Annotated in this window: 12 protein-coding genes; 7 read left to right on the top strand and 5 right to left on the bottom strand. The window is 49.3% G+C overall.

The window, feature by feature from the left end:
- Nucleotides 1-94: 94 nt before the first annotated feature.
- The 5 genes from ftsE to X474_RS12830 all read left to right on the top strand — a co-directional run bounded on the left by ftsE (nucleotide 95) and on the right by X474_RS12830 (nucleotide 5,471).
- Nucleotides 95-760, top strand: a complete 666-nt coding sequence (ftsE, locus tag X474_RS12850; RefSeq protein WP_044349421.1) for a cell division ATP-binding protein FtsE — start codon at nucleotides 95-97, stop codon at nucleotides 758-760.
- Nucleotides 757-1,653, top strand: coding sequence for a cell division protein FtsX (locus X474_RS12845; protein ID WP_044349419.1), 897 nt, complete (start codon nucleotides 757-759; stop codon nucleotides 1,651-1,653). The genes ftsE and X474_RS12845 overlap by 4 nt, the downstream gene beginning before the upstream one ends.
- The gene (locus X474_RS12840; RefSeq protein ID WP_044349418.1) at nucleotides 1,650-2,774 is read left to right on the top strand and encodes a murein hydrolase activator EnvC family protein; all 1,125 of its coding nucleotides are present in this window, start codon (nucleotides 1,650-1,652) and stop codon (nucleotides 2,772-2,774) included. Before X474_RS12845 ends, X474_RS12840 begins: the two co-directional genes overlap by 4 nt.
- A 63-nt stretch (nucleotides 2,775-2,837) precedes the next feature.
- Nucleotides 2,838-4,220 (top strand): S41 family peptidase, encoded by a 1,383-nt coding sequence (locus tag X474_RS12835; RefSeq protein WP_052515171.1) that lies wholly within the window; start codon nucleotides 2,838-2,840, stop codon nucleotides 4,218-4,220.
- Nucleotides 4,221-4,223: 3 nt separating this feature from the next.
- Nucleotides 4,224-5,471, top strand: a complete 1,248-nt coding sequence (locus tag X474_RS12830) for a divergent polysaccharide deacetylase family protein (protein ID WP_052515170.1) — start codon at nucleotides 4,224-4,226, stop codon at nucleotides 5,469-5,471.
- A 259-nt stretch (nucleotides 5,472-5,730) separates the two neighbouring features.
- Here the strand turns inward: X474_RS12830 and X474_RS12825 are convergent, their stop codons facing one another.
- Nucleotides 5,731-6,249 (bottom strand): phosphatidylglycerophosphatase A family protein, encoded by a 519-nt coding sequence (locus X474_RS12825; protein ID WP_082464344.1) that lies wholly within the window; start codon nucleotides 6,247-6,249, stop codon nucleotides 5,731-5,733.
- A 230-nt stretch (nucleotides 6,250-6,479) separates the two neighbouring features.
- A complete protein-coding gene (locus X474_RS26815) occupies nucleotides 6,480-6,842 on the bottom strand; it encodes a hypothetical protein (protein WP_044349417.1) in 363 nt (120 codons plus the stop codon).
- A 1,345-nt stretch (nucleotides 6,843-8,187) separates the two neighbouring features.
- Here X474_RS26815 and cbiB point away from each other — a divergent pair.
- A complete protein-coding gene (gene cbiB, locus X474_RS12815; RefSeq protein ID WP_044349416.1) occupies nucleotides 8,188-9,135 on the top strand; it encodes an adenosylcobinamide-phosphate synthase CbiB in 948 nt (315 codons plus the stop codon).
- A 77-nt stretch (nucleotides 9,136-9,212) separates the two neighbouring features.
- On the opposite strand, the gene X474_RS12810 is transcribed toward cbiB, so the two are convergent.
- Complete coding sequence (locus X474_RS12810; protein ID WP_044349415.1) at nucleotides 9,213-9,611, bottom strand: OsmC family protein; 399 nt, start codon at nucleotides 9,609-9,611, stop codon at nucleotides 9,213-9,215.
- A 335-nt stretch (nucleotides 9,612-9,946) separates the two neighbouring features.
- On the opposite strand from X474_RS12810, the gene X474_RS12805 reads away from it, so the two are divergent.
- Nucleotides 9,947-10,825, top strand: coding sequence for a GGDEF domain-containing response regulator (locus tag X474_RS12805; protein WP_156360749.1), 879 nt, complete (start codon nucleotides 9,947-9,949; stop codon nucleotides 10,823-10,825).
- A 225-nt stretch (nucleotides 10,826-11,050) separates the two neighbouring features.
- Here the strand turns inward: X474_RS12805 and X474_RS12800 are convergent, their stop codons facing one another.
- Complete coding sequence (locus X474_RS12800) at nucleotides 11,051-11,581, bottom strand: hypothetical protein (RefSeq protein WP_156360748.1); 531 nt, start codon at nucleotides 11,579-11,581, stop codon at nucleotides 11,051-11,053.
- A gap of 25 nt (nucleotides 11,582-11,606) precedes the next feature.
- Nucleotides 11,607-13,955, bottom strand: a complete 2,349-nt coding sequence (locus X474_RS12795) for a GAF domain-containing protein (RefSeq protein ID WP_044349411.1) — start codon at nucleotides 13,953-13,955, stop codon at nucleotides 11,607-11,609.

Below are 13,955 nucleotides of genomic sequence, written 5' to 3'. Positions count from 1 at the left end.
AGATAAAAGGTTTATCCCGACCGAACCGGTAAGCCGAATCCTATCTTGATCTGTTACGACTGTTAGTTATTCACCGCTTCCGGCTGGAGGCCAGATGGTCTTTTTTGAGCAAGTAAAGAAAACCTATCACGGCCGCACCAAACCTGCTTTGGATGAAATCAATCTGCACATACAGCCCGGCCAGTTCGTTTATTTAAGCGGGCCCTCAGGCGCAGGCAAAACAACCTTTTTAAGGCTGCTTTTCGGCGCCGAGCTGCCCAGCTCCGGACTGGTGAAAGTCCTGGGCGCGGATATGGGGCGCATACCCGCCCGGGCAATGCCGAGGTTGCGCAGAAAAATCGGGGTTATTTTCCAGGATTTCAAGTTGGTCAGGGGGCTTACTGTTTATGAAAACACAGCCCTTGCCTTGAGTGTCGCCGGTATTAACGGAAAAACCATGGCCAACCAGGTTTCAAAAACCCTGGCCCAAGTGGGGCTGGCCGCCAGGGCCCACACCCTGGTGGAGACCCTTTCCGGCGGTGAACAGCAAAGGGTGGCCATTGCCCGGGCCTTGGTGGCCCGGCCCAAACTGTTATTGGCCGATGAACCAACCGGCAACCTGGACCCTGAAAATGCAAGAGAAATCATGCGCCTGGTGGTCCAGGCCCATACCAGGGGAACCACTGTGATTGTGGCCACCCATGATCCCCAGCTGATTAAGCTGGTTCGCGGCCCCAAGGTGATCCGCCTTTATCAGGGCCGTTTGGAAGAAGGCTCATGAGCCCCAAACAGCCGAGCATGGGTCCTTTTGCCAGGGCCTTTAAGCAAATGAAACGGGATTTATGGCTGCAATGGGCCGCCATAATGAGCTTAACCGTGTCCCTGGCCATTTTGGGCGCATATGTAACCCTTTGCCTGAATCTTTCCGGCGCTTACCAGCAGATGATTACCGGTGCGGCCATGATGGTGGTCTTGGATGATTCCATAGCCGAATCCGACGGCTGGTATCTCACCAGACAACTGGCGGTGAGAAGCGAGGTGGCCAAAGCAACTTTTATAAACAAAAAAAAGGCCTTAAACCGCTTTACCCGTCAATTGGGGGAAAATGCCGATATTCTGAATGGACTTAAACAGAATCCCCTGCCCCCCACCATAGAGGTTTTTCTGTTGCCCGGAGCAGTTCAGAAAACCCTGGCCGAGCAGATAAAGGGCCTGCCCCATGTGACGGAAGTGGTGACCACCCGTCCCTGGTTGCGCAAAATGGAGGATTTTGCAGGCACCGCCTGGGAGCTGGCCATGGCGCTTGGCCTGCTTTTATTTGCGGGAATCGTGTTTCTGGTTTTAAACACCGTGCGTATTGCGATCTATGTACGCAGGGACCAGCTGGAGGTAATGGACCTGGTCGGCGCGTCAAATTGGTTCATCAGGATACCTTTTTTAATAGAGGCCCTGATCCAGGCCTTTGTTTCCTCAACCCTGGCCAGTCTCCTGATCTGGGGGCTCTTACGCGTTCTTGCCTCGCCCAAGGCCCTGCCCCTGGGGTTCAATGCCAGGCAACTGATGAGTTTTCCCTGGCAGGCGCCGGTGATTATTTCCTTTTTGGCTGTATTGGCCGCGGTGTTGGGCGGTTTTTTGGGTGTAAGCCGGGCCTTGCGCCCCAAGGGGGAATTTTGAGGCGCATCTTTTTTGCTTTAACCTGCCTTTGTCTGGTGTTGCCTTTGCCCCTTGGGGCGGCTCAAAAACCGGACTCCCTGGAAACCGCCCGCCGGGAGCTCAAAACCAGGCTCTCAACCCTGGTGGATCAGAGAAATCAGCTCACCCGCACAATCGAAGCCATTCATCTGGAGATCAATTCCCTTAAAATCCGCAGGATCAGGGCCAGGGCCCGCATAAACGAACTAAAGGCCCTGGCGCTCAAATCTTCCGGACGGCTTGAGGATCTGCGCCGGGAAGCGGCTGAGCTGCAACCAAGTCTTCTCAAAATGCGTGAGATATACGGTGAACGTTTGCGGGCCATGTACCTGCACGGACCGGACACCGGCCTGGCCATATGGGCCGGAGCCAATTCTTTTCATGATGCGTTGACTCGCAGTCAGGCCCTGGCCAGATTGGCGGCGGATTCCAGGGAAAAACTGCAAAAAATAAAAATACGCCAAAAAAAATACGAAAAACTTAAGACAAGCCTGGCCTTTAAGCAGAATGAATTTCTGGAGTACATCAAGGATCAACAGGAGACCGAAAAAACCCTGAAGGAGATGGAGCAAAAAAACGGCGGGCTGCTTAACAATCTGGAGGCTCAGGGAAAAAAACTTTCGGAAAATATAAACACCCTTAACCAGGCCCAGGCCAGGCTGGTCAGGACCCTGGCAATGGTAAAGACCCTGCCGCCGGAACAAAAACGCGGTAAAATCCTGGTTCCGCCGATTAAGGGTGTTGTGGCGGCCAAGGGAAACCTCTCCCCTCCGGTGGAAGGGGCTCCAACCAACTTGAACTTGCCGGAAAAACATGGCATTTTCATAAAGGCCAGGCCCGGATCATTGGTTCGCTCTCCCTGGTGGGGAAAGGTCGCCTATGCGGGAAACCTGGCGGGATATGGAAAAGTAATTGTTTTAGACCACGGTCAAAGAGTGCATACTGTACTTGCCTGTCTTGGGAACCTTTCTGTGGATAAGGGTCAAAATGTTAAGGCGGGGAGTGTAGTCGGCCAGGTTGGCGGCACGGCTTTGGTATACTTGGAAGTACGAAAAGGAGCCAAACCGGTAAACCCGTTAAAATGGCTGCGCTTGGGTTCTTGACCCAGACTTGTCAGACAGATACATTAAAATTCAAACATGTTGTATTTCACCCAGGAGGCTTTCATGCAAAAAGGCCGGTTAAGCGTACTGAAAACGCCTTTGGCCATTCTGTTTTTCTCTGTTGTTGCCGCGGCCTGCGTTATCGGTTTTTCCCGTAATCTGCCGGCTCAGGCGGCCAGTGACGCAGAATACAGGCGTATGCGCGTCTTTACCGAGGCATTGGCGGAGATTGAACGTAAATATGTCGAGAAAAAGTCGCCTGAGGAGCTGATAAACGCAGCCATAAAGGGCATGGTTTCCAGCCTTGATCCTCATTCCTCCTACCTCACGCCTGAAGAATACAAGGAACTGCAGGTGGAAACCAAAGGCAGTTTCACCGGGGTGGGAATTGAGATCACCACCAAAGACGGCATTCTCACCGTAGTCTCCCCCATTGAAGGGACTCCGGCCTACAAGGCCGGAATAAAGGCCGGAGACCGCATCGTAAAAATCGACGGCAAACTCACCAAGGGGATGACCAGCATGGACGCGGTAAAGGCTATTCGCGGTCCCAAGGGTGATAAGGTGGTGCTTTCGATCATGCGCGAGGGCGAGGCCAGGCTGCTTGACATACCTATTGTCAGGGACGTTATCCCCCTGGTGAGCGTGCGTCATAAAATAATTGAAGACGGTTACGGTTATGTAAGAATCAGCACCTTCCAGGAGAACACCACAAGTGACCTGGTTAAGGCCCTGCGCAACCTTCAGACCCAAAAAATCCCCTTGAAAGGTCTGGTGCTGGACCTGCGCAATGATCCGGGCGGTCTTTTGCAAGAAGCCGTGGGTGTGGCCGATCAATTCCTGGAAGACGGTGTCATTGTCTCCACCAAAGGCAGGCTTCCCGGTCAGGAAATGGTCTTCAGGGCCACAGGCTCCATGACTGCGGGTGATTATCCCATTGTCTGTCTGGTCAACAACGGAACTGCCAGCGCCAGTGAAATTGTGGCCGGAGCGCTCCAGGATCACAGCCGCGCCATAATAATGGGCACAACCAGTTTTGGCAAGGGCTCTGTACAGACCATTATCCCCATGGATGACAACGGGGCCTTGCGCCTCACAACAGCCCGCTACTATGTGCCCAGCGGCCGTGCTATCCAGGCCAAGGGAATTGTTCCCGATGTAGTGGTGGCCTTTGAGCCTCCGCCTGAAAAGCCCAACAAAAAGGAAAAATTCCATGGCATCAGGGAAAAAGACTTAAACGGAGCCATGAAAGCCGAAGAAGACCCTGAGGCTGAAAACAAAAATAAAGACGAAGAAGAAACCGACGATAAGCTTTATATGACGGCCGAACGTCTGGCCAAGGATAATCAGCTGCGTCGGGCCCTGGATCTGTTAAAGGCCTGGCAGGTCTTCGAAAAAGTGGCCAAAACAAAATACAGCCATGGGGCCACAACAGAAGAACGCTAAACCGTGGCCAAAAAACCGGTCATAAAAAAACTTAACAAGACAAAGAAAAAACCCGGGCGAAAGACCAAAAAATCCGGTTTCGCCCGGGTCTTTGACACCAGGGCGCTGGTCTACAGCGCCCTTTCAGCTGTCCTTTTGGCGGTTATGGGCACCTTTGTCTGGTGGCTTATTCAAGGCTCGCCCCAAAGCACGCCCCCTAAAACCCATAAAACCAATCAACCGAAAAGTATAATCTACGAAGAACCCCAGCATGACACCTGGGAAGAAACCCTTCACAGGATAGATGAAGCCATCCTGAAAAGCCTTAGGAGGGGCGGTCTTTCCCTGGATCGTACAAGGCTCAATATCAGAACCGCCCAAGGCGGGTATGTTACGGAAATCCAGTGCCGCGTAAAGGACAAGAAACAGATTTCAACCCTTAAAAACGCTCTGCTTAAAGGGTTGAAGGGCTTTAAGTTGAAAATAGCTCGGCAAAGGCACAAAAGAGGTTTGATTCTTTTGGTTTATTACCAAAAGAGACTGACCCACAGGGTGATCCTCCTACACAACGGCCTGCCAAGTTCAACCAGTATTCCAAAGGCGGATAAAAGACACCTGGCCGCCATCATCATAGATGATATGGGGTATCAGCTTAAACCGGCCCAAATCCTGGCCCGGATGAGTCTGCCCATTACTTTTTCCATTCTTCCCCATGCCCCCCATGGCAAGGAGGTGGCGGGCCTGGCTGCGCGCCATAAAAAAGAAATCTTACTGCACTTGCCCATGCAGCCTAAAAGTTATCCCAAGGTCAGCCCAGGGCCGGGAGGCCTGTATCTGGACATGCCCTTTGCCAAATTAAAAGCAGTCACAAAAGCGGATATCGATTCAGTGCCTTTAGCGGTGGGGGTTAATAACCATATGGGGTCTCAGTTCACGGAAAGCCCCAGAGTCCTTAAACCGGTTTTAAACCAAATCAAAGACCGCGGGCTTTTCTTTGTGGACAGCTTTACTTCCCCCAATTCCCAGGCCATGAAAGTGGCCCAATCCCTGGGCATGAGGACCTGGCGTAGACACGTGTTTCTGGATCACGATCCCAGCCCTGAGGCGATTCGCAGGCAGATGGAGAGGTTTATCAGCCTGTCCAAACGCCAGAACAGGGTGGTGGCCATTGGTCATCCCCATAAAAGCACTATATCCGTGATTGAAAAATACAAGGCAAGACTGAAAAAAGAAATGAGGCTGGTTCCGGTTTCCAAGGTGATTCCCGATTGAGGCAAATGTACACGGAGCAGATGACTAACGAAAAATAGTCCGCATATGTCTTGGCAGGGTTAACCTGTAACACCTCAAGTATTCCTTGAATACACCTTTAAATCGATTTTCTTGAAGCGGCCCCAGGTTTAGATCAATTTAAAACCGGAATTGAACGTGTCTTGAACACCATGCACATCAGGATGCACGGTGTAGTCTGCGATTTGCCGTTTTGGCGTAGACATTGGAATCAAGACCGGCTTAGTTAAAGCCGGAGATTTTAAGCCCAGATCAAGGGAACCCAGGAAAAAACCAGTTTCACCCCAACCAGGGCCATAACCCCGGCTACAACGTCATCGGCCAAAACGCCCCAGGCGCCGGGCAGGCCTTCGGCCTTATTCACAGGAAAAGGCTTGAAAATATCAAATATCCTGAAGAAGACCAAGCCGGTAAGCATGGCCGCCCAATCACCTGCCTGGGCCCCGTAAAGGGCCACCACCAGGCCCAGAGCTTCGTCTATGACCAATTGGGGAGGGTCCTTGGGGTCTGTTGAGCGGACAAAGGCATTAAGCTTGAGCGAGAGGTGAGTGATAAGCCAGGAAAGAGGCACAAAGCCCGCCATAAAGAGCAGGTAACCTGCACCGGTCAGTGCGTCGCCGCCGTTTGCCAGCCAGGCCCAAACCAATAAAAAGGTAAGGATCGAGCCATAGGTGCCGTGGGCTCCGGGGATCAGCCCCACACCTAAAGAAGCGAACCAGCGCAATATTCCTTTAATGATGATGTTGTCGTGAGAATTCATGGCCAGGAGTATATCAGACCGGGCTTAATAATGCTGACCAAGCTTATTAATTGGACGCAGTTTGTAGTTGTATCACCCAAGTTTAGAAAATGTGCTAAACCGGCAGATATCTGATCTTTTGCAATGGATCGTTATTAACCTCGCAATAACGGCTGCGAGCGTAAGGATACCGCCTTCCGGAAGAACTTTATTCCAGGAAACACCGGTTCTTTACTGATCTGAAAACCAAGTCAGGCAGGCATAATGCGCCAGGCTTTGGAGCGGCCCCTTGGCTTTTCCAATACGAATTTTGCGCCAGGTTCAGCACCGGTAACTTTTTCAAAATCGGAAATGGTAAGTCTGCCGGTTTGGGTGACTTCGTAATAGACTTGTTTTTTAGCCTTTTTTTCGCGTGACGTTTGTTTTATCTCTCCAGCTTCAACCATGGCTTGCTTTAACTGCTGTGCAAACTCAACCGCAGTCATGGCCCTTGAACGCCCCTTATTGTCTGATGTTGTGAATTGGTTGCGGATTTCTTGTTCAGAAACACCCGCATGCACCATTTTAAGAAGTTGAGCCCTCTGATCCCTGGTCCAACGAGATTTACGAGCCATTTTTGGCTACTCCTTTTAATTTAACAATTCAAAACTACATCTATAATTAATATCTATAAAGGCTAATGGTTATACTTGTCAACAGTATAAAAACAAATTCAGGCAATTTAGTGTGATTTCGCAGAAGATTTAAATAGTAAAGAGGTTTTTTGGGGAAAAAATAAGGCCGCGGGATTTTGTCGCGATATTATTTTTTTAATACTGAAAACGCCAAGTGGGGGTGAGCTTGGGAAAAAATGTTTCAGCTTGCACCACGAAGAGAGAGGTTCTATGTAAAAAAAGCCCTGCCCTCAAAATTTATACTTACCATTGGATACTTAAAAAGAGTCTGATTATTCAATTATAAATAGTACTACTTAATTATTTGCTTAAATTGTTTATACAACGGTTGCCATTTTAAGCAAAGAATGAAACTCAGGTATATATTGCAATTAACATGCTGTAATTATTAATATTTTATTTCGAAAATCTTTTGTCGGCCAACTATTATCTTTCCAGCCGGGTATGGTGACATGCAGTTTCTCTTGTTTCCCAAACTCCTCTTCTCTCTGTAATACAGATTCATGTAAACGAATGCCGCTACAGAACTCAATCCCGGTCTTTTCCCTGTCCACAAGCTCGTTTGATAGAACACCATAGCAATGCACCCATTTCCGTCTATGCTTGTCATAATGCTCTTCATAGCCTTGTGTCCAAATCGGCAAGCGTTTACACGGATGCTCAGTTAGCGCATTTGAAATTTGTTTCTAAAAGATTAAAAAAACAGCTTCCGTCAGGTCTATTAATCTTTGAGTGAAAAATCGCCCCACTCTGTTTCCCAAAGGACCCGAAGGACCCGCCTGATTTTTCTATTTCCAGGTAATTTTCAAGGAAGACAGGCAATATCGCCAAAAGAACGGCAAAAGTAATAAAGTTTAAGAATATTTTATTTTATTTAAAAATAATTAATTTTGAGCCGCGTCAAGCAAGTAATTTGTAAGTTGCGAAAACGCTTTGATCTTTTCGCATTTTTATTTACCGGGTTATAGGAAGCTATTTTTTATTAAACCAAAAGGCTTATTTAAACAAAAAACATAAAGCCCGTGGGGTAAGCAGGCTTGCAGCTATTTGTTATTATTTCTTTGCAAATTATGTGGAAATGGAAATATGCAATTTACTCAATACATTGTCTGACAGTTGAAAATCACTGCTTCTTGCCTGCTTTATCATTGTATACTTAGGCTTTACGCAGCCGGATTTTCCTGATAAATCCATTCACAACATTTGAACAAGGCCTTAAATAAAATTATTCCATAAGGCCTGAAGGCTTTGAAGTCTTCTCTTCAGTCCGATAGAAGAAAAAATTATGCACGATCTTACTTTGCTTGTTTCCGCCCTTATACTGGACGCCCTTTTGGGTGATCCGCCCCATTGGCCTCATATGGTGCGTTTCATGGGCCTGGCAATCAATAAATTGGAGTCTATTCTAAGGCCCAGGGCAAGCACCCCGTCGGCGCTGCGCCTGGCAGGGGCCATTATGACCTTAATTTTGGTTTTAGGTTCAGGCGTCCTGACCTGGGGCATTATCCTTCTGACCGGGATTTTTGCACCTGCGCTTGGCCTTTTGGTTGCTTTGGCCTTTACTTTTCAAAGCCTGGCTCCGGGCCAACTTTGGCGAGAGGCTAAACGGGTGGTAGAGCCTCTTGAACAGGCTGATCTGCAAAAGGCCAGGCAAAGGCTGGCCATGATAGTTGGAAGGGAAACAAGCGAACTGTCCGAAACCCAGGTCAGACAGGCTGTGATTGAAACAGTGGCTGAAAACCTAAATGATGGTGTGATTGCCCCGCTTTTCTATTTCGCCTTGGGCGGCCCTGCTTGGGCGGTGGCCTACAAGGCAGTGAACACCCTGGATTCCATGGTGGGGTATAAAAACGAAAAATACAAAGATTTTGGATGGTTCGCTGCCAAGCTCGATGATTTGGCAGGCTGGGCTCCCGCCCGGCTCAGTGCTTTCATGGTGGTTGTCGCCGCCAGGTTAATCGGGCTCAACGCCAAAGGCGCGGCAAGCTCTATCCGCTCGGATCACAATAAGCACAAAAGCCCCAATGCGGGTTGGCCTGAGAGCGCCTTTGCCGGGGCTCTTGAAATACGTCTGGGCGGACCCAACTATTACCACGGCAAGCTGGTGGACAAACCCTGGCTAAATCCCCAGGCTCGTTTTGCCGGCGATTCAGACTTCAAGGCTGCTTTGAGATTGATGTGGGGGGCCACCTTGGCCATGACGGCCTTTTGCTCCCTGTGGCTGGTTGTATAATAGCCTATAGAGGTCTTAAACTGCCCGGCAAGGCCTTAAAAGCAGGACTTGCCGGGTAGTTTTATTAAAAAAGCGTTCTAGCCACGCAGAGCTGTTATGGTCATCTCCGGCGGATCTATGATGGCCTTTTTCACTGCGCACAGGTTGGCAACCCTGATAACCGCCTTTTCATATTTATCCGGAAACTCAGGGGGTAAATAGATTTCCATCTCAATTTTTTCCAGGCGTTTGGTTTTTTCGTTAAAAGTGGGTTTTTGCACCAGCCTGAGTCCTTCAGTGGAGATCTCCCTGGCCTTGCAGAAGTTAAGCACATAAACCCCTGAGCAGGTGGCCAGGCCAGCCAGAAACAAGGTAAAGGGTTCCGGTGCAGTGCCGTCGCCTCCTTCATCTACAGGCTGATCTGTATGAATGGTGAATCCATTATACTTGGCATCCGCTTTAATCCCGCCCGGGAAACTGATTTCGATATTTTCCATATTTAGTTACCTTTCCTGGAGAAGGTGTTCCGATTTTAACCTCAACCCTTGGATATTACCTTTAAAACAGATACGGGGCCATGTCGGCTTTTGTGCAAGTTTTCACCTTTTCCCTATCCTGTTTTACATGGCCGCATTACGGCTTGAAATTAATACTGCCACTGAAATACTTAAAATGCCGGTTTACTTAAGGCTGCTTACAAAGAGTATTCATTTTTGCTATGTATTCCAACCCTCCTCCCTTAATATTGTAATTAGGTTGTCAAACATCAAATTTTGTTTACAAGGGATGGTGTTTTTTGCATTTTTGGGAACCGGGCAAAATTGTTCTAGCGATGTCGGACCTTACTTTCAGAACTGAAATAAAAAACTTGCTCCAACAAGCCGGACATCAAGTTTTAGAAGCCAAAGACGGCGCCCAGGCGCTTTGGGTTCTTTCCGACCACCGCAATGTGGAGATGGTCCTTTCCGAGCTGAAGATGCCGGTCTTAGATGGCGCAGGGCTCTTGAGGGGTATACGCAACTCACCGGATATGGCCTCTATTCCGGTAATTATCCTGGGAAGCGAAGATCAAAACCAGGGTATATTGCAATGTCTGGGAGCCGGAGCCTCCGATTTTATTAAACGCCCTTTTGAACCGGAAGAATTTTTGGTCAGGGTACGCAACAACCTGGCTCTTTTCCGCACTACGAAAGGCCTGGCCGAGCTGACCCAGGCCGATGACTTAACCGGACTTTACAGCCGAAGATATTTATTTGATATTTTGAACAGCGAGATGGAGCGTTCCCGCCGCACCATGGAATCACTGGGCATAATTTTAGCCAATCTCGATCAGTTGGACAGAATAATTGAGAAATGGGGCCCCATGATGGGGGATCAGATGATCAAGATTTTTGCTCAAAGGGTAATGCAACAAGTAAGGCCCTATGACAAGGCGGGCCGCTATGATTCCTCCAGAATAGTCATAGTTTCACCCAGCCAGGATGATATTGGGCTCATGGCCTTGGCTGAAAGGCTTCGTCTGGCCATGGAGGAGCCGGTCCCCACCCAGGGCGGAGAGACCGCTTCGGGTTTCATCAGCCTGGGAGCCGCCCTACTCGACCCCATACACAAGGAAACAGACTTGAATTTTCTGTCCAGGGCGGAACAGGCCCAGCTTGAAGCCAGGCAACGCGGCGGAAATCAAACACGTATGGCGGCCCCGAGTCTTTAGATTGGCGTTTTTAGAAGAAAACTGGAATCTTGAATTGATCTTTGGCGGACCAATGACAGTCCGCCAAAGATACATATATTGAAAAGCTAACTATTTTAAAGAGTTGTCAAAATTTATTTTTACTGGATCCAGGAGCGTAAATCCAAGCAGAGACTTCTTTGAATCCAATAATCAACCCTGATCCATGCCATGCCCCTCCGGGAAATCATTATCTGCGAAAACTTATCAGAGCCTTTGCTTAAATACTTCCAAGGCCTCGGGTATAAGTGAACGCACCAAAGGATCCTGCTCCACGCCCGGCCTGTCCCACAGGCCCTTTTCTCTTTGAAAACTCTTTACCAAAAGGGGCACCGTAGGAGAGAATTCTTCTTTTATTTCCTGGTTCCTGGATGCCAAATCAACAAGGGGATAAAGATCCGCTGCCAAGGAATGCACCCAGCCCAGCCTTTGCATCAAGTCAAAGCGCACTTGATCCAGGACAAACAAAAATGCGTCCAAGGCCTTGACCTTGTCCTGACTCCCTAAGTAATGAAATTTTTCAGCCGGCCCCAGATCCCGAACCCCCATGACCAGGTCATAAAGGGCCAAGGTGGCCTCATGTCCCAACTCGGCCAGGCAAAAAACCACCTTGTCAGGCAGGTGGCTGATTTTTTCAGAAGGCTCCGGCTGGTATCCCAAACGTTTTTCCCAATGGGTAAAAGCCTTGCCGGCCATGCGGTTACGCTTAAAGTCGATTATCGATATGAGCTGTGCCACAAAAAGTCGCCTCGCAAACCACTTTCTACTTTAAATATGCCCGCCCTTCTTCGGCCGCAGGCAGGGTGACCAAAAAAGAAGCGCCTTCACCTTCGCTGTTATGAACCTCAACATGTCCAAAATGACGATTCACGATTTTGTGCACTATGGAAAGGCCCAAACCAGATCCATTGGGTTTGGTGGTGAAAAATGGGTTGAAAATATTATGGATTACATCCATGGGAATCCCGCCGCCGTTATCGGTGACTTCACCGGCCACAAACTGCTTGCCCTCCCGCATAACCGCAAAGCTGCGGATGGTGAGGAAGCCGCCTTGGTTTGCCATCGCCTGGACCGCGTTTAGAAAAATATTGAAAAAAACATGCTTCACCTGCCGGTCGTCGCAAAGGATCATGGGCAGGTCCTTGCCGTATTTTTTTTGGATTTCTATTCCCTGATCACTAAGCTCCCTCTCCAAAAGCTCCAGGGCCTCATCCATGATCTGATTCAGATCAAACTCCGAAAAATGGTCTCTGGCTTCATTGGAAAAGTCAAGCATCTCGTTTAAGGTGCTCTCCAGCCTGGTCACCTCTTCAATGATAACATCAAGGTAAGGCGTAATCTGGGAATCATCCCCCACTTTCTTTCTGATGCGCCGGGTAAAGCCGCCTATGCTCACCAAAGGATTTCTGATCTCATGGGCCACACCGGCTGCTATTTCACCCAGGGCGGCCAATTTGTCCGCCTCCAAAAGGCGGTTTCGCATGTAGGCAAGCTCCTTATTGGCCTTTTCCAGGCTCTGATACAATCTGCTGGTCTCCACCGAAAGACCGCCCAACTGGGCCAGCATGGAAAGAAATTTCACATCCCTTTCCACAAAGTTACGCCCACTTAAACTGTTACTGACCACCAAGACCCCCACAGCCTTACCCTTGGCAAACATCGGCACCGAAACAAAGGCATGTTCCCCAAGGACCTTTTTCAACAACGGGTTTACCTGGGGGTCTTTGGCAGGATTATCCACTAAAATGGGCTTTTCTTCCAAAACGGTTTTAGCCAGAATCGATTTTTGCGGATCCAGGGGCAGCTTAAGATCGATCACCTCTGGAGACGGCTCCAGATGATCGTCAAAAATCGAGCCCTGAACCTCGTAAAGGGTGTCTCTCAGTTCCTTGACAGGGCTGATAAAATGGCTTTTTTGCATTTCCGCCACGGTTCTCAGCACACCTGAGAGATCATCAACCAAAAACAGAATCACATGATCATGATCAAATCCGGCGGGATGAATAAGTGCATGCAGGATAATCTGCACGGTCTCGTCAAAATCCATGGTATTCATCAAAACCGTGCTGATTTCAAAGATGGTGCCCAGAAACTGGACCATTTCCTCGTTGCGCTGGGCCAGGGTCTCGATGCTGTGCATGGTCAGCGCATTTTCCAGGGCGGAAGAGATCATCACCCCCATGGTATTGATGGTTTTCTGGTCCTCCAGGGTGAAACCCCTTTGCAACTCGCCCTGTTCCCTGACTTTTTTCTCAAAAACCAGAAGGTGACCCTTATGGCCGCGTTTAAAGGTGAGTGGTACGCAAAGAATACCCTTTCTTTCTGAATCATCTGTGCCCCTGGTCCTGATTAATCCCGGGAAAACCGGTTGAGGGGAACAAATGTCAGTGGGAATTGGGCCTGTTACATATTCATCAGGCACATTGCCGTATTGGGCGGTCAGTTCTTTCTGCTCATGGTTTTTGGTTTGGATCCTCACCAGCCCGCCTTCTGCGCCCAAAAGTTTGGCGCAGATGCTGGCCACCGTATCCAGCAGTTCGTTCAGCTCAATGGTGGATACTGCGTAGCGACCCATATCCGAAAGCACGTTGAGCTCTGCAATGCGCTTTTTAGCCTCCAGATAAAGATCATAGTTGCGCATGGTTCCGGCCATTTCGCGAGCGATCATGAGAAGCACCCTGAGGTCGTCATCGTCCAGCCAGGTGCTTTCATTCAGAATCAGGGCAGCCACACCGTATAGTTTGCGATCGTCAACCACAGGCAACAACACTGCGGTCCTGGCTATTTCGGCAATGCTCTTTAAGGCCCGATCATCTGTATCCGGGGTGACTTTTTCCTGTACAACCTGTCTGGAAAGGGCGACTTTTCCCATAAGCCCTTCATCCAGGGTGAACGAAGGCAGATTCCTTTCATCAAGCAGGGAGTTGGGCCAGGCATGAGCCAGTACAAAGGGTGTGCCCCCTTTATGCTGCACAAAAAGGGCCATGCACCGGGCCTGATAGTAATTATTCACCGCCACCAGAATAGAGTTGAGCCGCTCATCGGCGTCAACGCTGGAGGTGGCTATCTCAACCACATGGGATAACAGCTCAAATCTCTCATCCAGTGCCAT

Origin of the sequence: Dethiosulfatarculus sandiegensis, assembly GCF_000931935.2 — a bacterium.
GTDB lineage: Bacteria > Desulfobacterota > Desulfarculia > Desulfarculales > Desulfarculaceae > Dethiosulfatarculus > Dethiosulfatarculus sandiegensis.
Note: the sequence above shows the minus strand (reverse complement) of the source record. Positions and strands in the feature narration are given on the sequence as shown.